Raw genomic sequence first — 21171 nt, 5'->3', positions numbered from 1 at the left:
GAGGCAGGAGCGGTACGGTCGCCGCACCCACCCAGTCGACCCGCGATGTTGCCCCGGAGCTTGGTATGGCCGACCACCGCCATAGCCCCACCGTCCAGCTGCGCGCCGTGCGCGAGGACGAATTCCAGATGTCCCGCCAGGAGTTCGCGAAGCTCATCGTCAAGACGGGTACCGAGATGGGCGAGGCAGTCGGCTGCAACGCGCGCTTGGTGGCGGCATGGGAGGACGGGGAGGTCGGCCTTCCGAGGGCGGTCTACCGCCGCATCCTCACGCGGATGACCGGCGGTCGCAGCATGGCCGAACTCGGCTTTCGTGTCGCAGCCCCGGCAACAGCACGGTCCGTACCGTCGGCCACCACCACGTACGGGCTGGAGGAGGAGGGTGATCCGGTGGAACGGCGCGCGTTCCTGCTGGATGGCGCATGCGCGGTCCTGGCGCTCCCCCTCGGCTCCGACAAGCGGGCGCCGGGAAGGATCGGCGCGAGCGAGGTCCGGGCCGTCTCCAAGGCAGTGACCCGGCTCTACGCACACGATCACGACCACGGTTCGGCCCCCCTGCGCACGGCCGCGACCGAGGCCCTGCACACCGCCTACCAGTGGCTGCAGAGCGGCACGTACACGGAGAAGACCGGGCGGAAACTGCGCTCCGCCACCGGTGCCCTGTCGATCGCCGCCGGGTGGCTCGCCTTCGACTCCGGCCGCGCCGGGGACGCCCATTCCTTGTATGGCGAGGCCCTGGCCGCCGCCCGGATCGCGGACGACGCGGCACTGGAAGCGCACGCCTTCGGATGCCTGTCACTACTGGCCAAGATGAGCGGACGACCCCGTGAGGCGATCTCCGCAGCGCAGGGCGCGCAGACCGTCGCCCGGGGGCTCGACTCCCCGCGGATGCTGGCCCTGTTCAACATGCGCGAGGCCGGCGGATGGGCCCTCATGGGCGACCCGTCGGCAACCGACCGAGCGATCGTCCGCGCCCACAACTTCTACGCCAAGGGCTCATCCGAGAACGACCCGGGATGGCTGGAGTTCTTCGCGCCCGGAGAGCTGGCGGGCCTTGAGTGCCTCGCCCGAGCTGACCTCGGACAGCACGAGCGTGCCGCCACCGGCGCCGAGCAGGCGGTGCTTCTCCATGGCGAGGCGTTCGCCCGAAACCGCGCTCTGTACACCGCCGACATCGCCATCCAGCATTCGGTGAGGGAGCGTCCCGAGCCAGAGGCAGCCGCCGAAGCCGCGGGCCGCGTCCTGAAGTTCCTTCCCGAGGTGCGCTCCGACCGGCTGCTGCAATCACTGCACAACGTCGCGGGCGCGCTGCAGCGGCACAACCGCGTCCCGGCGGTCGCCGACTGGATCGAGGAGTACCGCACCACCACCGCCACCGGAGGAGGACGGCCGTGACCCCCAGCACCCGCACAGACGTCGTGATCCGCACCTACGGGCCCGGCCAGGTCCCGCCCCTGCTCGACACCATCGCCGACGTCTGGGCCGACGCGCACCCCGAACTCGTCAACAACCCGGGCGCCTCCACCGACGGCCTGTCAGCCGACGCGCTGCGTCGCCAGGTCGTCGGCCACCTCCGGCACGAAGGTTTCACCCTGGCCGCCGTGTACGCGCACGGCACGATGGTGGGCTTCGGCTACGCCTTCCCGTGCACGCCGGAATACTGGTACGGCCCCGACCTGCTGCCCGACATTCCCGAGGACGTCCGCGCGGGCCGCCTCATGGGGCTGTGCGAACTCGCCGTCAGCCCCTCATGGCAGTCCCAGGGCATCGGCACGCGGCTGCACGCCGAGCTGCTCAAGGCCATCGCCCCGCAATGGTCCTCATTGCTGGTCCGCCCGGACAACACCGCCGGCCGCGGCCTCTACGACCGACTCGGCTACCGATACGCGGGCCCGTACCGGAACACCTCCGACGGACCGGTGTACGACTTGCTGCTCCTCCCCGTCGAAGACACAGCCTGACACCGGCGTTGGCAACTGAAACTCGGTAGCCGGTCACGGCTCGTCCGGCGAGGGCAGGCGCAGTCCGCGTGACTCGGCGACGCGCAGCGCGTCGCCGAGACACTCGGCCAGCCGGAGCCCGGCGTACCGCACCTCGGTGTGCGGGGACGCCGGGTCGTCCAGCACCTTGCGGGCGTGGCCCAGTACGTCGGTGCCCATGGTCAGCTGTACGGCCTCCATCTCGTCGGCCAGCCGGGACACACAGCCGCCCTCGTCGCCGGGGACGAGGTAGCACGGCTTGCCCTCCGAGGACGTCCAGGGCAGGAGGCGGAGTGCGGAGATCGAGTCCATCAGGCGGCGACCTCTACTTCCATGCCGATGAGGTACGGGCGTACGAGGGGGCTGGCGCCGCCGTCGCAGGGGCCGAGGTCGAGCCCGTACGGGGAACGGTGGAGCGGTAGTCGTACGGCGGCGTGGTGATGATGGTGGGGTGCGGGCGGCTGCCGTACGGGGCGGGCGCCCGCGCGGTGCGTGCCCGTGCCCGGGGTGAGGAGAAGGGCCAGTGCGCGGGCGGTACGGCGGATAAGATTTCGCATGTCGATGCTCCGGTTGTCAGCGTCGGCCACGCCCCGGGGTCCTGGCAGACCGCCGGGGTCTTTCGTTTCCCAAGACTACAGTGCACTGGTAGGCAATAGGTAGCATAGCGGAGCACTGGTATGCGTCTATGCGGTACCGCATGTAGCGCGGCGCTCAGGAGCGCCTTAGCGTGCAGGAATGGCTGACGACCGTGACTGGAGCCCCGACCTGACGAGCCACGTCTACGTGTATCTCCAGGTCGTGCATCACATCGCCGAGCAGATCCGTACCGGGCGGCTGCCCGCAGGGGCCCGGCTTCCGGGCGAGCGTGACCTCGCCGAGCAGTACGGCATTGCCGTCAGTACCGTCCGCCGGGCTGTCCGCGACCTCCGCGATCAAGGTCTCGTCATCACGGTCCCGATCAAGGGCACCTTCGTGCGAGCCGAGCAGCCGCCCACGGACGACGCCCCGACCGCCCACTGATCCAAGCCACACCCGTTCCCCCACCCGCACCCACATGGGCCAGACTGGAACCCATGACGATTCACGAGAACCTCCTCGGGGGCCCGCCCCCGACGCACCTCCCCGACGACCCGGAGCCCCGCGAACTCCTCGCGAACGGCACGGCCCCGGCCGACGTGGCCGGCAAGTACCCCACCTCCTCCCTCGCCTGGGCCCAGCTCGCCGACGAGGCGTTCGAGCGGGGCAGCGTCGTGGAGTCGTACGCCTATGCCCGTACGGGCTACCACCGCGGCCTGGACGCCCTGCGCCGCAGCGGCTGGAAGGGGCACGGACCGGTGCCTTGGGAGCACGAGCCGAATCGCGGCTTCCTGCGCGCGCTGCACGGGCTCGCGCGGGCCGCGCAGGCGATCGGTGAGCAGGAGGAGTACGCGCGCTGCTCGCAGTTCCTGAAGGACTCGTCCGCGACGGCGGCCCAGACCCTCGGCTGACCCGGACGGTATTCCCGCAGGTCCGCCTGGTGTGATCAGGCGGACCTTGCGGTTTCGGGGCCGTATCCCCGACTATGCCGGTAGGGGACCGGGGCCCCCGTGTCGGTAACGGCAGGGGCGGACCGCTACCCGGAGTACGTAACAGGAGACAGCGATGTCCCTTCCGGCTCAGCCCCAAGAGGCTTCGGAGCCCGAGACCCCGCATCTCGACTTCCAGGGCACGACCCCGTACGAGGACTACGTACAGGCGGACGTCCTTACCCACCTCCAGCACACCCTCTCCGACGACCCCGGAGAGATGGTCTTCCTGGTGACGACCCAGGTCATGGAGCTGTGGTTCACCGTCATCGTCCACGAGTGGGAGACGGCGACCGCCGCGATCCGGAACGACGATGTGTCGACGGCCAGGGACGCGCTGAAGCGTTCCGTGCGGGAGCTGGAGGCCCTGAACGCGTCGTGGCGGCCGCTGGCCCAGCTCACCCCGGCCCAGTTCAACTCGTACCGCGCCGCCCTCGGCGAGGGCTCCGGCTTCCAGTCGGCGATGTACCGCCGGATGGAGTTCCTGCTCGGCGAGAAGTCCGCCTCCATGCTCGTCCCGCACCGGGCCGCTCCGCGCGTCCACGCCGAGCTGGAGAAGGCGCTGCACGAGCCGAGCCTCTACGACGAGGTCCTGCGGCTGCTGGCGCGTCGCGGCCACGCGATCCCCGAGGCTGTCGTACGACGTGACGTCTCCCAGCGCTACGAGCCCACACCCGAGGTCGAGGAGGCGTGGACGGAGCTGTACTCCGGCGACCCGGACCATGAACTCGCCCGCCTCGGCGAGGCGCTGACCGACGTCGCCGAACTCGTCTGGCGCTGGCGCAACGACCACCTCGTCGCCACCCGCCGCGCGATGGGCGCCAAGGCCGGCACGGGTGGCTCCGCCGGTGTGGCGTGGCTGGAGAAGCGGGCCCGGAAGAACGTCTTCCCCGAGCTGTGGACGGCGCGCTCCCATGTCTGAACTGGAAACCCTGGCCGCTGAGTTGGACGCGGCCGACGAGCTGGCGTGGCTGCGTACCCGCTTCGTCCTGGACGACGCCGTGTACCTCGACGGGAACTCGCTGGGCGCGCTGCCGGTCTCGGTCCCCGGGCGGGTCGCCGATGTCGTGTACCGGGAGTGGGGCGAGCTGCGCATCCGGTCCTGGGAGGAGAGCGGCTGGTGGACCGCGCCCGAGCGGATCGGCGACCGGATCGCTCCGCTGGTGGGCGCGGCGGCCGGCCAGATCGTGGTCGGCGACTCCACAAGTGTCAACGTATTCAAGGCACTTGTTGGCGCGGTGCGCCTGGCGGACGAGGCCGGCGACAGCCGCCGCGACGAGATCCTGGTCGACGCGACGACGTTCCCCACGGACGGCTACATCGCCGAGTCCGCGGCCCGTATGACCGGCCGCACGCTGCGCCCGGTGACCCCGGCGGAGGTGCCGGACGCGCTGAGTTCCCGTACGGCGGCCGTACTCCTCAACCACGTCGACTACCGCACCGGCCGCCTCCACGACCTGCCCGGCCTGACCGAGGCGGTCCACCGGGCGGGCGCGTACGCCGTCTGGGACCTCTGCCACAGTGCGGGCGCCCTGCCCGTCGGCCTCGACGAACACGGCGTCGACCTGGCCGTCGGCTGCACCTACAAATACCTCAACGGCGGCCCCGGCTCCCCGGCCTACCTCTACGTCCGCCACGACCTCCAGCCCCGCTTCGACTCCCCCCTGCCCGGCTGGAACTCCCACGCCCGGCCCTTCGGCATGCACCCGGCCTACGAGCCGGTGGCGGGCGCGGGGCGCGGCCGCGTCGGCACGCCTGACATTCTGTCAATGCTGGCTCTGGAGGCGGCACTTGACGTCTGGCATGGAGGTAGGGACAGGAGCGGGGGCGGTGAAGGGGAGGGCGTGACGATCGAGTCGGTGCGGGCCAAGTCCCTCGCGCTGACGGACTTCTTCCTGCGATGCGTCTCCGCGTACGTCCCCGAAGGCCGCGTCGAGTCCCTCACGCCGGCCACCCACGCGGAACGCGGCAGCCAGGTCGCCCTGCGCTGCGACGCCGCCGCCGACGTCATGAAACGCCTCATCCACCAAGGCGTCATCGGCGACTTCCGCCACCCCGACGTCCTCCGCTTCGGCTTCACCCCGCTGTACGTCAGCTTCGCTGATGTGGAGCGGGCGGGGCGGGTACTGGGGGAGACGTTGGGGGAGACGCTGGGGGTGCTGGGGTAGCCGAGGCATCGGGGTAGCCGAGGTGTCGGGGTAGCCGAGGTGTCGGGGCAGCCGAGGTGTCGGGGCAGCCGAGGTGTCGGGGGCGGGTCCGCCCCCGACACAAAAACCACCAGAGCTGCCAATCCTGACCCAGCGTCACATCGGTGTGTCGACGCACGTCACGGGCCTGATAGCGTCCCCGCCAACGGCAGGCCGCCCGATACCCGGGATCGGCCCACCCCAAACCCTTCCAAATCCGTTTCACCCTTGAGAGGTTGGAGCATGCCGGACGACGAGGCAGCAGCCCGCGATGCCGCCGAAGAGGCGTCCGCCTTCTCACACCCACCGGTCACCCCGGACGCCACCGCCCGTTACGGGGACCACCCCGACCAGGTGATTGATTTCTACGCCCCGCGCACGGGCACGGGCACGGGCACGGGCACGGGTGCGGGTGCGAGTGCGGGCGCGGGTGCGGGCATGGGCGCGGGTGCCGACGCCGGTGCGGGCACAGACGGCGTCCCTTTGGTCGTGGTTCTGCACGGCGGCGCATGGCGCGCCCCGTACGACCGCCTCCACATCACCCCGTTCGCCGACTTCCTGGCCCGTCGCGGCTTCGCCGTGGCCAACGTCGAGTACCGAAGGGGCGGCTCGATCCCGGCCCAGACCGGCCCGGCCGGCAGCACCGGCCCGGCCGGCAGCACCGGCCCGGTCGCGGGCCGCTGGCCGGAGACGTTCGACGACATCGCGGCGGCGCTCGACGCCCTGCCCGGCCTCGTACGCGAGGCCCTGCCCCAGGGGGACCCGCGCCGCATGGTGCTAGCGGGCCACTCCGCCGGCGGCCACCTGGCGTTGTGGGCGGCAGCCCGGCACGTACTCCCGGCCGACGCGCCGTGGCGCACCGCCCGCCCGGCGCCGCTGCGCGGCGTCGTGGCCATGGCGCCCATCGCCGACTTCGCGGTGGCCGAGAAGCTCGACGTCTGCGGCGGCGCGACCACCCAACTCCTCGGCGGCCAGGACAAGTTCGCCGAACGCCTGCCCTACGCCGACCCGTCCCTCCTGCTCCCGACGGGCATCGCCACCACCCTCGTACAGGGCCGCGCCGACATCGTCGTCCCGGAGGCCGTGGCCGAGGCGTACGCCGATGCCGCGGCGAAGTCAGGCGAGGTCGTGGGCCTGACCCTTTTGGAAGACGTCGGCCATTTCCCCCTCATCGACCCGGCGGCGGACGCGTGTGCGGTGGTGGCGGAGGAGATCGCGCAGCTGGCCTGGTAGGCGTGGTGAGGGCCCCCTGCCGATACCCGTAGTACCTGAGAGCTACATCGCAGGTGAGCTCCCTGGCGTGACGCGGACGACGACCCCCGATTCGTAACTTTCTTCCCAGAGCGGCCCGATGGACGGGCGGCCGGGCGGGAAGGGGCGGGTGACATGGGGGTCGTGACAAGGCCGGAGGCAGGGGGAGCCCCAGACCGGCGATCCCAGCGCGGTAACTGGCCGGCCCGTCTGCGCCGCACGCTCCTCGCCCTCCTCGTCGCGACAGCGGTGATCGCACCGATCTCGGCGGCGGCCGGACCACAGATCCCGGCCCCACCGCCGGCCTCCCCGGCCCCGCTCACGCCGACAACACTCCGGGCGACGTACGAGGCCAACCGCGAGAACGCCGCGGAGGCGTCCCGCATGGCCGACGCCCACGGCGACCGGAGCCGAGCCGCGACGGACCGCTCGCTGGCAGAGCCCTCCCGACAGCTCCTGGCCTTCGACGGCCGGGGCCCGGGTCAGGCGGTGGAGGTCTTCGGCGACCTGCTGAAGGCCGGCCGCATAGCGGTGCTGGTCCCCGGCTCGGACACGAGCCTGGACACCTACGGCCGCTTCCACAAGGCCGCCGTGGCCCTGCACGACCGCACAGGCCCGGACACAGCGGTGATCGCCTGGCTCGGCTACGAGACGCCCGCGACGATCAGCACCACGGTGCTGACCCCGACCCGCGCCGAACAGGCGGCCCCACACCTGCGCAGGTTCACACGTGACCTACGGGGGCTGGTGGGCGCCTCCACCGGCATCTCCCTCATCTGCCACTCGTACGGCACGGTCGTCTGCGCCCGAGCCGCCACCGGTCTCGACGACATCGACGACATCGCCCTGGTCGGCAGCCCCGGCACGGGCGCGGACAGCGCCGCCGCCCTGCACACCTCGGCACGCGTATGGGCCGCCCGAGGCGCCGACGACTGGATCGCCATGGTCCCCCACACCCGAGCCGACCTCTTCGGCACCACCCTCGGCTTCGGCCCCGACCCCACCTCCCCCTCCTTCGGCGCCCACCCCTTCACCACCGGCCCCATCGGCCACAGCGACTACTTCACCCCCAACTCCCCCTCCCTCAAAAACCTCGCCCACATAGCCAACGGCACCCTCACGGAGGTAACCCATGCGTAGCCGATCGAGGGGAGCATCAAGGGCTACGCACACTGTGGGGGCTGGGGCCGCCCACCACATCAACACCGCCACCCCACCCCACAGGGACCGCGCAGTGGACGCCCTCCGAGCCATCGCCATCCTCGGCATAATCCTGGGCCACTGGCTGGTCACCGCCCTCGTCGCGGACGGCGACACCCTCCACACCGCGAGCCCCCTGCAACACATGCCCTGGCTGACCCCCATCTCCTGGCTCTTCCAGACCCTGTCCGTCTTCTTCCTGGTAGGCGGCCACGTAGCCACAAAGAGCTACACCTCAGCCCGAGCCCACGGCACCCCGTACAACCAATGGCTCCGCACCCGCCTGAGCCGCCTGTTCATACCGGTCGCAGCCCTCCTCACCCTCTGGACAGCGGTCACGATCGGCCTGCTGGCCACAGGCACCCGCATGGACACGGTCCACACCCTCGCAAAGCTGGCCCTCTCCCCGCTGTGGTTCCTCCTGGTCTTCGCCGCACTGACGGCAGCAACGCCCCTACTGACCCGCCTCAACCCCCTCTGGCCCCTGGCAGTCGTCCTCCACGTCGACCTCATCCGCTTCGGCCTGGGCGGCCCCCAGGAGCTCGGCTGGATCAACCTGGCCGCCGGCTGGCTCGTCCCGTACACCCTGGGCGCCGCCTGGACCCGAGGCGAGCTGGACCGCCGCCGCGCGGGCTGGACCCTGCTCGTGTCGGGCACCGCGGCGACGGCCGCCCTGATCGTCTGGGCCGGCTACCCGTCCTCGATGGTCGGCGTCCCCGGCGCCCAGGTCTCCAACCTGAACCCACCCACCCTGGCCGCGGTCACCTTCGGCCTGGCCCAGTGCGGCCTGGCACTGCTCCTGCGCGGCCCACTCCGCCGCACCCTGGGACGCCACCCCCTGGCCTGGGCGGCGGTGGCCCTCGTCAACCTCTCGGCGATGACCGTATTCCTCTGGCACCAGACGGCCCTGATGGCCACCACGGCGACCGGCCTGGCGGCAGGCCGTCTCCCCGGCCTGCACACACCCCCCGACGACCTGCCATGGGTGGCGGCCCGCCTCGCCTGGCTCCCGGTATTCGCCCTCGCGCTCCTGCTCTGCCGGTCCGCGTTCCACACCTACGAGAACCGCCGCTCCCGCAGGGCCCCCCGACCGGGCAACACCCCACCCCAGGCGGTGCGTCATGCCTAGGGTGGTGCGAACGAACGGGGTGGAGGAGCGGGTGAAGGAGCGGCTGACCAGGGGAGTGCGACTCCTGCGCGAGGACCTGTGGAGCGCCACCCCTCACCCCCTGCCCCCCTCCGCCCGGCCGCGCTGGCTCCGCCACGGCCTGATCGCCCTCGTGGTCCTCGGCACCACGCTCATGAACATCGACCAGATGGACGACCGCTACCAACTGGGCGCCGAATACATCCTGTTGTGCTCCCTGGCGCAGGGCGCGGCCGTGGTGCTCGCGCTGCGGTGGCCGGTCCCGGCGTGGTGGGCCTCCACGGTGGTCACCGTCGTCGTCGCCCTGGGCGTCCGGGCCCAGCTCCGCTCCACACAGCCCGCTTTCCCCTCCCCCTCCCTGTCCCCGTCCTCGGGGGAGACGATCGGAGCGGACGTTCCATGGCCGTGGAGCCCGCCCGGACTGATCGCGCACGCGGTGATCCTCTTCCTCCTGGCGCTGCGCCTGCCCAACCGCGTGGTGATCGAGGTGCTGGCGCTGACCGCACTGGTCACCTACGTCCTACAGGGCCCCGTCGGCGCCCCGAGGTTCTCCTCGACGAGCACACTGGCCCTCGCCCTGTTCGTCAGCGCCGTCCTCCTCGGCAGCGCCATGCGCGGCCGCCGCGAGGCCCGTACCCAACTCGTCGAGCAGACGAGCATCACGGCGGAGGAACGAGCCCGCCGCACGCTCCTGGAGGAGCGCAGCCGGATCGCGCGCGAGCTGCACGACGTGGTCGCCCACCACATGTCGGTGATCTCCATCCAGGCCCAGGTCGCCCCCCACCTAGTGGAGAACCCCTCGGAGGAGCTGAAGGAGAACCTCCACGGCATCCGGCAGAACGCGCTGGAGGCCCTCACCGAACTCCGTCGCGTCCTCGGCGTACTGCGTTCCGAGAACCCACCGGACCCCGACCCCGACGACCCGCTCGGGACGGCGGCGGCCGCCGCCGAGGGCACCGCCCCGCACGCCCCGCAGCCCACCCTGGACCGCCTCGACGCGCTCATCGACAACACCCGCACCGCCGGCCTGGCGGTGGTCAGCGAGATCCACGGCGACGTACGGCCGCTGCCGCCCGGTGTGGAGCTGTCGGCGTACCGGATAGTCCAGGAGGCGCTGAGCAACGCGCTGCGGCACGCGCCCGGGTCGACCGTTCGGGTGGAGCTCACCCACTTCCCCCGCGGGCTGCAGGTACGGGTCATCAACTCCCGTCCGGCCCGCCCGGCACCGCCGTCCCCCGGCGCCGGTCACGGCCTCCTCGGTATGCGGGAGCGCACCGCCATGCTGGGTGGCACCCTCATGGCGACCGAAACGTCCCACGGCGGCTTCGCGGTCGTGGCCTTCCTCCCCCGCGACGGCGATCCCGGCAGCGAGCCCTCGGGCCCCGCACCGGACACGACAGGAGCAAAGAGTCCATGACGAGCAGCCCCATCCGCGTACTGATCGCCGACGACCAGCAGATGGTCCGGCAGGGCTTCTCGGTGCTGCTCAACACCCAGCCCGACCTCGACGTCGTCGGCCAGGCGGTGCACGGCCTCGACGCGATCGACAAGGTCGCCGAACTCGCCCCGGACGTCGTCCTGATGGACATCCGCATGCCCGAGCTCGGCGGCATCGAGGCCACCCGCCGCATCACCACCGAGAACCCGCACATCAGAGTCCTGGTCCTCACCACCTTCGACCTCGACGAGTACGTGTACGAGGCGCTGCGCGCGGGCGCCTCCGGGTTCCTGCTCAAGGACGCCTCCGCCGACCAACTCGCCGAGGCCGTAAGGGTGGTGGCGGCGGGTGACGCGCTGCTCGCACCGGGCATCACCCGCCGTCTCATCGCCGAGTTCTCCCGGCTCGGCACCACGCCCCGCGCCCCGCTCAAGGACCGCGTCGACGTCCTGACCGAGCGGGAGACGGAGGTGCTCTCCCTGATCGCCCAGGGCCTGTCCAACGCCGAGATCGCCCAGCGCCTCGTCGTCGCCGAACAGACCGTGAAGACCCACGTCGGCCGCATCCTGGTCAAACTGGGCCTGCGTGACCGTACCCAGGCGGCGGTCTTCGCCTACGAATCGGGCCTCGTGCGGCCCACGGGGTACTGAACGGACGGTGGCAGGGGACCGCTACCCGTAGTACCTGAGACGGACCCGGCGGGACCCTCCTCACTGGTGACGACGACGACCCCGCTCCCCGCCTACCGTTTTCCATGTGACCGAGACGACCCAGACGCAGAAGCTGTTCCCGCCGGGCGGGGACAAACCGCACACCCCCGAGTACCGCGTGGCGCTGGACGCCTGGCGCCGAATGCGGCAGGACCTGTTCCATGACGCGTTCGCCTACCGACCTCTGCCCCGCATGCGGATGGAAGGCCTGCTGACGAGCCGGATCTCCGGCCAGCCGCGCGAGTACGTGGCCTGGGCCCCGCACGCGGCCGTGGTGATGGCCGCCCTGCTGTCGGTGACCATCGCGGTCTCCGCCAGCGACCGCGGCGAGTTCGCCATGCTGATCTGCGCCATCCTCTCCGTAGGCCCGATCATGCTGACGCTGATCCGGCCCATCGGAGCCTTCTGGGCGTCGATGGCCGCGACCCCGTTCACCGCCGCGTTCAGCGACGCTTGGAGCGACTGGCCTTGGGCGGCCGGCAGCTTCGCGACCCACCTCGTGGTGCTGACGGTCGTGGCGCTGCGCACCCGGCCGCGCATAGCCGCCTGGATGTGGACGCTGACCGCGGCCTACGCACTGGTCGTCGAAAGCATCCTCGGCGGGGGTCACTACTCCTCGAACGCCGGGCCGCTGCTGGTCATCTCCGCCATGACCGTGCTGGTCGCCGTCGTCGTGAACACCCGCCGCACGGCCCAGCAGGAAGTGACCGCCCAGCAGACGGTGACGGCCCACGAGCGCTCCAAGCGCACCCTCCTGGAGGAGCGCACCACCATCGCCCGCGAGCTGCACGACGTGGTCGCCCACCACATGTCGGTGGTCGCCATCCAGGCCGAGGCCGCGCCCTACCGAGTGGAGAACCCGCCGCCGGAGCTGGAGCAGGCCTTCGCCACGATCAGGGAGAACGCGGTCGCCGCACTGACCGAGCTGCGCCGCGTCCTCGGAGTCGTCCGCGCCGAGGACTACGAGGCCCCGGACGCCCCGCAGCCCACCCTCGCCGACCTCGACGGCCTGCTCGCCAACGTGCGCGAGGCCGGCCTCACGGTCGACAAGGCGGTCACCGGAGCGGTCCGCGAACTCCCGCAGGGCGTGGAGCTGTCGGCGTACCGCATAGTCCAGGAGGCCCTCAGCAACACCCTGCGGCACGCGCCCGGCGCGGCGGCCCGCGTGGAGATCGGTTATGTCCTGGGCGGGCTCGGCCTGCGCATGGTCAACGGCCCGTCCCCGGAGGTGACCCTGGTGAAGTCCACCCACGGCGCGGGCCACGGCATCACCGGCATGCGCGAGCGCGTCACCATGCTGAACGGCGAGATGACGACGGGCGACACGGACGACGGAGGCTATGAGGTGACGGTGTTCCTGCCGGTGACCACGGTGAGCGAGGCCGACGCGTGACGATCCGTGTGCTGATCGCCGACGACCAGATGATGGTCCGCGAGGGCTTCTCCGTGCTGCTCGGCGCGATGCCGGACATCGAGGTGGTCGGCGAGGCGGTGAACGGCCGGGAGGCGGTCGACGGGGTCCGGGAGCTGTCGCCGGACGTCGTCCTGATGGACATCCGGATGCCGGAGATGAACGGCATCGAGGCCACCCGGGAGATCGTGGCGGCCGACGGCGGGGCGAAGGTGCTGGTGCTGACCACGTTCGACCTCGACGAGTACGTGTACCAGGCGCTGCGCGCGGGCGCCTCCGGGTTCCTGCTCAAGGACGCCTCGGCCCGCCAGCTGGCCGACGGGGTCCGGGTGGTGGCGGATGGCGAGGCCCTGCTCGCCCCGTCCGTCACCAAGCGTCTGATCACCGAGTTCTCCAAGCTCGCCGAGGTACCCCGGCCCTCCGCCGCGACCCAGCTGGCGTACGGAGAGCTGACCGACCGGGAGACGGAGGTCCTGATCCTCATCGCCCAGGGCCTGTCCAACTCCGAGATAGCCGAGCGCCTCGTCGTCGCGGAGTCCACGATCAAGACCCACGTCAGCCGAGTCCTGGTCAAACTGGGCCTGCGGGACCGCACCCAGGCCGCGGTGTTCGCCTACGAGGCGAGGCTCGTCAGGCCCGGCTGAGGCCGTCCCCCCTGGTCAGTCGGCCCACCCGCGGGTTAGCGTCCGTCCATGGCAGCTGCTTCCGACCTCGCTTTCGACCCGTGGAACCCCGACTTCGTGGCCGACCCGTACCCGGCGTACGCGGAGCTGCGGGCCCAGGGCCGGGTGCGGTACTTCGAGCCCACGGACCAGTGGCTCGTCCCGCACCACGCGGATGTCTCGGCGCTGCTGCGGGACCGGCGGCTCGGGCGGACATACCAGCACAGGTTCACGTACGAGGACTTCGGCCGGACGGCGCCGCCGCCGGAGCACGAGCCGTTCCACACGCTGAACGACCACGGGATGCTCGACCTCGAGCCCCCGGACCACACGCGGATCCGGCGGCTGGTGTCGAAGGCGTTCACGCCCCGCACGGTGGAGCGGCTGAAGCCGTATGTGGAGGAGCTGGCCGGTGAGCTGGTGACCGCCCTGGTGGCGGCCGGCGGAGGCGACCTGCTGACCGACGTCGCCGAGCCGCTCCCGGTCGCGGTGATCGCCGAGATGCTGGGGATCCCCGAGTCGGACCGGGCGCCGCTGCGGCCCTGGTCGGCGGACATCTGCGGGATGTACGAGCTGAGCCCCTCGCAGGAGACGGCGAAGCGGGCGGTGCGGGCGTCGGTGGAGTTCTCGGAGTACCTCCAGGAGCTGATCGCGCACCGCCGGGCGGAACCGGGCGAGGACCTGATCTCGGGGCTGATCGCGGCGTACGACGAGGGCGACCGGCTGACCGAGCAGGAGATGATCTCGACCTGTGTCCTGCTGCTCAACGCGGGCCACGAGGCGACGGTGAACGCCACGGTGAACGGATGGTGGGCGCTGTTCCGGAACCCGGACCAGTTGGCCGCCCTCCGCGCGGACCACTCGCTCGTGCCCTGCGCGGTGGAGGAGCTGATGCGGTACGACACCCCGCTGCAGCTCTTCGAGCGCTGGGTGCTGGACGACATCGAGATCGACGGGACGACGATTCCCCGGGGCGCGGAGATCGCGATGCTCTTCGGCTCCGCGAACCACGACCCGTCCGTCTTCACCGCCCCCGAGAAACTGGACCTCACCCGCAAGGAAAACCCGCACATCTCTTTCAGCGCGGGCATCCACTACTGCATCGGCGCCCCCCTCGCCCGTATCGAACTGGCCGCCTCCATGACCGCCCTCCTGCGGAAGGCCCCCACCCTCACCCTCGGCGCCGAGCCGGCCCGCAAGCCGAACTTCGTGATCCGGGGGTTGGAAGGGCTGCGGGTCGCGGTCGGCTGAGCGAAGGGCGCTCAACGCCGCGACGAACCCCGCCGTCCCAGGAGCAGCGCGATCGCGAGGCAGACGAGGGCGGGGAGGACGGCTCCGGCCAGCGCCACGAAGGGGAGTTCGGTGGCGAGGACCGTGTAGTCCATGTCCTCGCCCTCGAAACCGCCGCCGAGATGGCGCTGGGTACGCGACGAGGTGCCCCAGACGAGCATCGCGGCCGTCGCGCCCACCGCCGACAACGCGCAGCCACCGCACCCCAACGCGCCCTGCCGATCGAGCCGTCGGTCGTCCTTGCTCCGATGCTTCGACCCTCGCTCCGGTTGTTCCATGACCGGAGGGACGCGGCCGGTTCGGCGGTGGTTCTCCGGGAAACGGCGCAGGGGCGTGGCCGTTCCACAGAGGTCAGTCGGAAACGGGCGGCTGTTCCCGGCGGCCGGCCATCTCGAACAGCAGCTTCGCGGCCACCATCGCCCCCTCCGTGCGGACCGTCGCGGCCACGGCGGTCGCCCGCGCGCGGCACTCGGGGGCCAGGGCCGTGCCGAGCGCGGCCGACAGGGAGTCGAAGGTCGGCGTCGGACCGTCGTGCGCCACGCCGATGCCCAGGTCGGCGACGCGGCCCGCCCAGTACGACTGGTCGGCCAGCTGAGGGACCACCACCTGCGGCGCACCGGACCGCGTGGCCGTCGTCGTCGTGCCCGCACCGCCGTGGTGGACGACGGCGGCGACCCGGCCGAACAGCGCCTGCTGGTTGACCTCGCCGACGGCGAAGCAGTCTTCCTGGTCGTCGATCAGGGCCAGGTCGGCCCAGCCCTGCCCGAGGAGTACGCGGCGGCCTTGCGCGCGGACCGCCTCGACGGCCACCCGGGCGACGTCCGTCGAGGCGTTCATGGGCATGCTGCCGAAGCCCACGTACACCGGCGGCGCACCGGCCTCCAGGAACGCCGACAGCTCGGCCGGGAGCGGACGTTCGTCGGGAAGCATCCACGCGCCGGTCTGTACGACGTCGAGGTCCGCCGGCTTCAGCCACGGGTCGAGGAGCGGGTCGGTCGCCAGCCACGGCCGGTCGCCGATGACATGGTCGCGGACGCCGTCCACCGGAGGCAGGCCGATCGACGCCCGGTTGGTGTTGAGCGCCTCACCGAACAGCCCGTCGATGCTCCGGGCGTCGAGATCCCACAGCACCCGGTTGTCCGTGACCTCCGGCGGGAACGGCCGGCCCGGATACGCCAGCGGCGAGTGGTGCGGTGAGGGCAGGGTGAGCTGCTGGAAGGTCGCATACACGGCGGGGATGCCCAGTTTCTCGGCCACCGACAGCGCGCCGGCCGCGGCAGGCAGCATGCCGGTCGCCATCAGCACGTCGCATCCCTCGGCCGCCGCGGTGATCGCCTCGAACTGACTGGCGATCACCGAGGCCGCACGCTGCGGCAGGTTCGCCGGTGACGGCGGCTCCGCCGCGGTCATCAGCACCCGCGCCGACGGGCCGACGGGCACCAGCGCGAAACCGAGCCCCTCCACCAGCTCCGTGAAGTCCGGCGGCGCGCACACCCGCACCTCCGCGCCGAGTTCCCGTAGCGCCACCGCGAGCCCCATCACCGGTTCGATGTCCCCGCGCGACCCGTACGTAGACAGCACCACACGCATTTCAAGTCTCCCGTTTCCGCAGGTCCTTGCCCTGGGCCGGAGATTCTGCGGCATGAACGGGGTCTTGCCGCAAGCCCCCTGGTGCGCTATACGTTGAGAACGGAAAGACGCGGGTGCTCAGCCACCACTCAGCCGCTGCTCTGGTCCCGCCGCCGCAGCGCCGCCAGACCCCCCGCCACCAGCACCGCCGCGAGCCCCGTCAGGGACAGCACCGGCCCCCACTCCATCTCGCCGCCCGGCAGCTTCGGGAGGTGGCCGAAGGGGGAGAGGTCGAGGACCGCTCGCGGAGCGTTCAGCGCGGGGCCGATCCACCCGATCAGGAGTACGGCTCCGGCGAGACCCCAGGCACCCGACGCCGCCCGGGGGCTGAGCCCGTACAGCAGGACGGCCACCCCGCCGACGACCCAGATCCCGGCGACCTGGACGAGGCACGCGCCCAGGATCGGACCGGCGCTCCTGCCGTGGCCGAGGACGAAGCCGAGGCCGGCGAGGAGCATGATCCAGACCGAGCCGGCGAAGGCGACGGCGAGGTGACCGCCCGCCCAACGAAGTCGGCCCACCGCGTTGGCGAGGACAGGTTCGGCGCGCCCGGACGTCTCCTCGCCGTGCAGGCGCAGTACGGCGGCGACGACGTACAGCGCCGCGAACAGGCCGAGCATGCCGATCATCGAGGCGAGGAAGGCGTTCGTCAGGCCGGACTGACCGCCCATGCGTTCGAACATCGCGCGGGCGCCCTCGTTGTCGCCGACGAAGTCGGCCATGCCCTCGGCGAGGCCGCCGTAGACGACGCCGGTGAGGAAGAACCCGATGCTCCAGCCGAGGACGCTGCCGCGTTGCAGCCGCCAGGCCAGCGCCCCGGCCGTACTCAGCCGGCCGGCCGCCGGTCCCGGCCGGGTCGGCAGGAAGCTCATGCCGACGTCGCGCCGCCCGGCGAGTTCGTACGCCACCGCGCCCTGGACCGCCGTCGCCGCGACGAAGAGCAGCAGCACCCACCACCGCTCGTCCGCGAACGAACGCTCGTTCTCCAGCCACCCCAGCGGCGAGAGCCACGTCAGAACGGACGAACCTCCGTCCTCGGAGGCGTCACCGGCCGCCCGCAGCACGAAAGCCGCGCCCAGCACCCCCGCCGTGAGCCCCCGCGCCAGCCGCGCGCTCTCCGTCAACTGCGCGACGACCGCCGCCATCGTCGCGAACACCGTGCCGACGCCCGCGATCCCCAGCCCGAAGGCCGCCGCACTCGCCGCCCCCTGCCCGGCCAGCCCGAGCGTCACGAGCAGCGCCAGCCCGCCGTTCGCGACCGCCGCCGTGAGCAGGGCGGCCGTCAGCGAGGCCCGGCGGCCCACCGTCCCGGAGGCGATCAGCTCCTGACGGCCGCTCTCCTCCTCGTCGCGGGTGTGCCGGATGACGACGAGCAGGCTCATGACGGCGGCGAGGACGCCCGCGTAGACGCCGGCACGCCAGGCGGTCAGGGCACCGAGGGAGTCGTCGAAGACGGGGCCGATCAGTGCGCGCAACGACGAGTTGGTGGCCATCTGGCGCATCAGGTCGGCGCGTTCGGCGCCGGTGCCGTACAGGCTCTTCAGGCTGTTCGGCATGGAGAGGACCATCAGGCCCGTCACCGCGACCCAGACCGGGACCATCACCCGGTCGCGGCGCAGGGCGAATCTCAACAGGGTCCCCGTGCCGGTCAGTTGACCTGTGCTGCTGCCGGGCCGTACGGCGAACGCGGTGGTCATCGGGCCACCGCCACCCCGGACGCGACCGCCGCCTGTACGTCGTCCTGGTAGTGCCGCAGGAAGAGCTCCTCCAGGGTCGGAGGTGTCGAGGTGAGGGACCGTACGCCCGAATCGGTCAGGGAGCGCAGTACGGCGTTGAGTTTGTCGGTGTCGACCTGGAGGTGGACGCGGTTGCCCTGGATGTCGAGGTCGTGGACGCCGGGCAGGCGGGCCAGGCCGCCCGGCGGGCCGGCGAGTTCGGCGGTGACGGTGGTACGCGTGAGGTGGCGCAGGTCGGTGAGGGAACCGCTCTCGACGGTGACGCCCTTGCGGATGATGCTCACCCGGTCGCACAACTCCTCGACCTCGCTGAGGATGTGGGACGACAGCAGGACCGTACGGCCCCGGTCCCGCTCCTCCCGTACGCACCGCTGGAAGACCTCCTCCATCAGCGGGTCCAGGCCGGAGGTCGGCTCGTCGAGGATGAGCAGATCGACGTCGGAGGCGAAGGCGGCGACGAGGGCGACCTTCTGGCGGTTGCCCTTGGAGTACGTCCGGCCCTTCTTCGTCGGGTCCAGTTCGAAGCGTTCGATCAGCTCCGCGCGGCGCCCGGCGTCCAGGCCGCCCCGCAGCCGCCCGTAGAGGTCGATGACCTCGCCGCCCGACAGGTTGCGCCACAGCGTCACATCACCCGGCACGTACGCGATCCGGCGGTGCACCTCGACCGCGTCCGCCCACGGGTCGCGGCCCAGTACGCGGGCGGCGCCCGCGTCGGCGCGCAGCAGACCGAGCAGGACGCGGATGGCGGTGGACTTTCCGGCACCGTTGGGGCCGAGGAAGCCGTGGACCTCGCCGGTCTCGACGGTCAGGTCGAGCCCGTCGAGCGCGTGGGTCCGTCCGAATGACTTGTGCAGTCCGGATACCTCGATGGCGAGGTTGGCCTTCGTCATTCTTCAGAACGTACGCTTACTTCAGAAATTTGTGAAGTTAAGGAAACGTATGAATCGCCGGTAGGCTTGCCGATGGTGACGGATGGTGATCGCTGGCCACGGGCCTTTGGCTGACCAGGGGAGATGATGCAGGCATGGCGGATACGAAGCGTGCCGGGCGGGACCCCGAGTCGGTCTCCCGTTTCGTCGAGCACTTCGCGGCGCAGCTCGTCGAGGCCGGGGTGCCGCGCATGCCGGCCCGGGTCTTCGCCTCGCTCCTGGCCTCCGACACCGGCGCGCTGACCTCCGCCGAACTGGGCGAACAGCTACAGATCAGCCCCGCCGCCGTCTCCGGCGCGGTCCGCTATCTCGCCCAGGTGCACCTGGTGTCCCGCGAGCGTGAGCCCGGTTCGCGCCGCGAGCGCTACCGCGTCCACAGCGACCAGTGGTACGAGGCCGTCACCAACCGTGAGGCCATCGTCCGGCGCTGGGAGGACGCCCTGCGCGAGGGTGTCATCAGCCTCGGCGCCGACACCCCGGCGGGCCGCCGCCTCGCGGAGACCCTCGCGTTCTTCGAGTTCATCGAGGGTGAACTCGAAATGATGATGGACCGCTGGCGCATGCACCGGGAGAAGAGGTTCGGGCAGGGCTGAGCGCTGGTCCGGGCTGTCGTCGCCCCGGTCCCGATCATTCATGGGCGGCGGCGGCGGTGGCGGCGGCGGCGGTGTCCGTGCCGGTGTCCGTGCCGGTGCGGGTACGGCCGGCCAGGCGTTCGTAGCGCTGCCTGGCGGCCTGGGGGGTCTGGAGGCCGAGGCCGAAGGCGATCTCGGGCCAGGTCATGCCGCGGCCTCGGGCCATGTCCAGAAGGCCGACCTCCAGTTCGTCCATCTCGCCGCGGGCCAGTGGGACGAGGCTCAGGGCGGCGGTGATGTCCGCGCGGTCGACGTCCGGTTCGCCGTCGTCGGGGAGGGCGGCGCCGCTGAGCAGGAACGACACCAGCCTGATCGCCTCGTGCGGGCCGAGTACGTAGGGGTGGACCTGCCGACGGCGTTGGTCGTCGGTGGCTGCGTGCCGTTCGGCGATGCGGAAGAGGGAGGTGTACACGCGCTCCGCTCTCGCCTCGTCGGCGCTGGGAGGTGTGAAGGGGTCCGGGGAGGGGTCCGGGGAGGGGTCCGGGGAGGGGTCTGGGGAGGGGTCTGGGGAGGGGTCCGTGGGAGAGATTGGCGACATGGAGTCAGCATGAGATGCAAACAACCTGTTGTCAACGGTTTATTTAGAGGGGGAGGGGGAGGTGGCGGCGATAGGGTCTCGCGCATGTGGGAGGGGCTGGACGCGGTCGAGTGGGCGGGGCTGAAGCACAACTACGGGGCTGCCGGGGATGTGCCCGGGCTGTTGCGCCGGTGTGCGGGGCCGGACCCGGACGACGCCGAGGACGCGGCGGACGATCTGCTCAACCTGCTGTACCACCAGGGCGGTTGGATCTGCCCCGCCGCCTCGGCCGCGCTCCCCTTTCTGCTGCGGCTGGCCGCCTCTCCGGATGTGCGCTGCCGGGGCACGGTGCTGGACACCGTGGCCCGCCTCGCGTCGTTGACCGACATCGTCGCCGAGCGCTTCCTCGACCCCGCCTGGCACCCCGCCTGGGAACGCGCCCTGCCCGAGGTGTGCGCCCTGCTGGGCGATCCCACGCCGGCGATCCGGCGCGCCGCGGCCGACATCATCGGGCTCTGCCCGAGCCCCGGCGAGGCCACTCTGCCCCCACTCCTGCGGTGCTGGCAGTCGGAGAGCGACCCGGCGACCCGACTCGATCTCGTCCTGGCACTCGGCCGCGCGGTCCCCCGCGAACCGGCCGGCGACCGAGCCGAGGAGGCGACCGCGCTGCTGCGCGGCCTCCTCCTCGACTCCCCGGAGCCGCAACTCCGACTGGCGGTGATGCACGGGCTCGCGGCGGGGGGTTCGGACCTGGCGGCCGGGGTCTCGGGGATCGTTGCGTTGGGGTCGGGGTTCGGGTCTGGTGACTCGGGCGTGGCGTCCGGTGGTGTGGGTGTCGCGGCGGTGGGTTTGGGCGGCCTTGAGTCCGGTGGCTCGGACTCCGCGGCCGG

At 71.7% G+C, this 21171-nt stretch carries 23 protein-coding genes; 16 read left to right on the top strand and 7 right to left on the bottom strand.

Annotation, left to right across the window (positions count from 1 at the left end; translation table 11 throughout):
* Window positions 1-65: 65 nt before the first annotated feature.
* Window positions 66-1394: an NsdA family TPR-like regulatory protein gene (locus I8N67_RS31535; RefSeq protein WP_200307656.1), complete on the top strand. Its 1329-nt coding sequence runs from the start codon at window positions 66-68 to the stop codon at window positions 1392-1394.
* The gene (locus I8N67_RS43200; RefSeq protein ID WP_200307655.1) at window positions 1391-1960 is read left to right on the top strand and encodes a GNAT family N-acetyltransferase; all 570 of its coding nucleotides are present in this window, start codon (window positions 1391-1393) and stop codon (window positions 1958-1960) included. The genes I8N67_RS31535 and I8N67_RS43200 overlap by 4 nt, the downstream gene beginning before the upstream one ends.
* 33 nt (window positions 1961-1993) lie before the next feature.
* Here the strand turns inward: I8N67_RS43200 and I8N67_RS31525 are convergent, their stop codons facing one another.
* Together I8N67_RS31525 and I8N67_RS31520 are read right to left on the bottom strand one after the other, a co-directional pair.
* On the bottom strand, window positions 1994-2290 hold the full coding sequence (locus tag I8N67_RS31525; RefSeq protein WP_200307654.1) for a hypothetical protein: 297 nt from the start codon (window positions 2288-2290) through the stop codon (window positions 1994-1996).
* Window positions 2290-2535 carry a hypothetical protein gene (locus I8N67_RS31520; RefSeq protein ID WP_200307653.1) on the bottom strand — a complete coding sequence of 82 codons (246 nt, stop codon included), beginning with the start codon at window positions 2533-2535 and terminating at the stop codon, window positions 2290-2292. Before I8N67_RS31520 ends, I8N67_RS31525 begins: the two co-directional genes overlap by 1 nt.
* Before the next feature lie 178 nt (window positions 2536-2713).
* Here I8N67_RS31520 and I8N67_RS31515 point away from each other — a divergent pair, with 178 nt between their 5' ends.
* From I8N67_RS31515 to I8N67_RS31460, 12 genes are all read left to right on the top strand, one after another.
* On the top strand, window positions 2714-2998 hold the full coding sequence (locus I8N67_RS31515; protein ID WP_200307652.1) for a winged helix-turn-helix domain-containing protein: 285 nt from the start codon (window positions 2714-2716) through the stop codon (window positions 2996-2998).
* Window positions 2999-3051: 53 nt separating this feature from the next.
* Window positions 3052-3465, top strand: coding sequence for a DUF3151 domain-containing protein (locus I8N67_RS31510; protein ID WP_200307651.1), 414 nt, complete (start codon window positions 3052-3054; stop codon window positions 3463-3465).
* A gap of 154 nt (window positions 3466-3619) precedes the next feature.
* Window positions 3620-4465, top strand: a complete 846-nt coding sequence (locus I8N67_RS31505) for a tryptophan 2,3-dioxygenase family protein (protein WP_200307650.1) — start codon at window positions 3620-3622, stop codon at window positions 4463-4465.
* Window positions 4458-5711 (top strand): kynureninase, encoded by a 1254-nt coding sequence (gene kynU / locus I8N67_RS31500; protein WP_200307649.1) that lies wholly within the window; start codon window positions 4458-4460, stop codon window positions 5709-5711. Before I8N67_RS31505 ends, kynU begins: the two co-directional genes overlap by 8 nt.
* Window positions 5712-5972: 261 nt before the next feature.
* Window positions 5973-6962: an alpha/beta hydrolase gene (locus I8N67_RS31495; protein ID WP_200307648.1), complete on the top strand. Its 990-nt coding sequence runs from the start codon at window positions 5973-5975 to the stop codon at window positions 6960-6962.
* A 153-nt stretch (window positions 6963-7115) separates the two neighbouring features.
* A complete protein-coding gene (locus I8N67_RS31490) occupies window positions 7116-8120 on the top strand; it encodes an alpha/beta hydrolase (RefSeq protein ID WP_200307647.1) in 1005 nt (334 codons plus the stop codon).
* Window positions 8113-9309, top strand: coding sequence for an acyltransferase family protein (locus tag I8N67_RS31485; RefSeq protein WP_200307646.1), 1197 nt, complete (start codon window positions 8113-8115; stop codon window positions 9307-9309). The genes I8N67_RS31490 and I8N67_RS31485 overlap by 8 nt, the downstream gene beginning before the upstream one ends.
* Window positions 9302-10744 carry a sensor histidine kinase gene (locus I8N67_RS31480; protein WP_200307645.1) on the top strand — a complete coding sequence of 481 codons (1443 nt, stop codon included), beginning with the start codon at window positions 9302-9304 and terminating at the stop codon, window positions 10742-10744. Before I8N67_RS31485 ends, I8N67_RS31480 begins: the two co-directional genes overlap by 8 nt.
* Entirely contained in the window at window positions 10741-11415 is a 675-nt protein-coding gene (locus I8N67_RS31475; protein ID WP_200307644.1) for a response regulator, read from the top strand. Before I8N67_RS31480 ends, I8N67_RS31475 begins: the two co-directional genes overlap by 4 nt.
* Before the next feature lie 106 nt (window positions 11416-11521).
* A complete protein-coding gene (locus tag I8N67_RS31470) occupies window positions 11522-12868 on the top strand; it encodes a sensor histidine kinase (protein WP_200307643.1) in 1347 nt (448 codons plus the stop codon).
* A complete protein-coding gene (locus I8N67_RS31465; RefSeq protein WP_200307642.1) occupies window positions 12865-13530 on the top strand; it encodes a response regulator in 666 nt (221 codons plus the stop codon). Before I8N67_RS31470 ends, I8N67_RS31465 begins: the two co-directional genes overlap by 4 nt.
* Before the next feature lie 48 nt (window positions 13531-13578).
* Window positions 13579-14799, top strand: coding sequence for a cytochrome P450 (locus I8N67_RS31460; protein WP_200307641.1), 1221 nt, complete (start codon window positions 13579-13581; stop codon window positions 14797-14799).
* A gap of 11 nt (window positions 14800-14810) precedes the next feature.
* Here the strand turns inward: I8N67_RS31460 and I8N67_RS31455 are convergent, their stop codons facing one another.
* From I8N67_RS31455 to I8N67_RS31440, 4 genes are all read right to left on the bottom strand, one after another.
* A complete protein-coding gene (locus I8N67_RS31455) occupies window positions 14811-15116 on the bottom strand; it encodes a hypothetical protein (protein WP_234046609.1) in 306 nt (101 codons plus the stop codon).
* Window positions 15117-15189: 73 nt separating this feature from the next.
* The gene (locus I8N67_RS31450) at window positions 15190-16428 is read right to left on the bottom strand and encodes a glycosyltransferase (RefSeq protein WP_200307640.1); all 1239 of its coding nucleotides are present in this window, start codon (window positions 16426-16428) and stop codon (window positions 15190-15192) included.
* Between the two features lie 128 nt (window positions 16429-16556).
* Complete coding sequence (locus I8N67_RS31445; protein ID WP_200307639.1) at window positions 16557-18164, bottom strand: ABC transporter permease; 1608 nt, start codon at window positions 18162-18164, stop codon at window positions 16557-16559.
* A complete protein-coding gene (locus I8N67_RS31440; RefSeq protein WP_200307638.1) occupies window positions 18161-19093 on the bottom strand; it encodes an ABC transporter ATP-binding protein in 933 nt (310 codons plus the stop codon). Before I8N67_RS31440 ends, I8N67_RS31445 begins: the two co-directional genes overlap by 4 nt.
* 134 nt (window positions 19094-19227) lie before the next feature.
* On the opposite strand from I8N67_RS31440, the gene I8N67_RS31435 reads away from it, so the two are divergent.
* Entirely contained in the window at window positions 19228-19725 is a 498-nt protein-coding gene (locus tag I8N67_RS31435; protein ID WP_200307637.1) for a GbsR/MarR family transcriptional regulator, read from the top strand.
* Between the two features lie 34 nt (window positions 19726-19759).
* Here the strand turns inward: I8N67_RS31435 and I8N67_RS31430 are convergent, their stop codons facing one another.
* Entirely contained in the window at window positions 19760-20302 is a 543-nt protein-coding gene (locus tag I8N67_RS31430; RefSeq protein WP_200307635.1) for a DNA-binding protein, read from the bottom strand.
* Between the two features lie 84 nt (window positions 20303-20386).
* Between I8N67_RS31430 and I8N67_RS31425 the strand changes: the two genes are divergently transcribed.
* The coding region (locus I8N67_RS31425; RefSeq protein WP_200307633.1) for a HEAT repeat domain-containing protein at window positions 20387-21171 on the top strand (785 nt) is incomplete at its 3' end.

This window comes from Streptomyces adelaidensis (assembly GCF_016598475.1).
In the GTDB taxonomy this organism is placed as follows: domain Bacteria; phylum Actinomycetota; class Actinomycetes; order Streptomycetales; family Streptomycetaceae; genus Streptomyces; species Streptomyces adelaidensis.
Note: the sequence above shows the minus strand (reverse complement) of the source record. Positions and strands in the feature narration are given on the sequence as shown.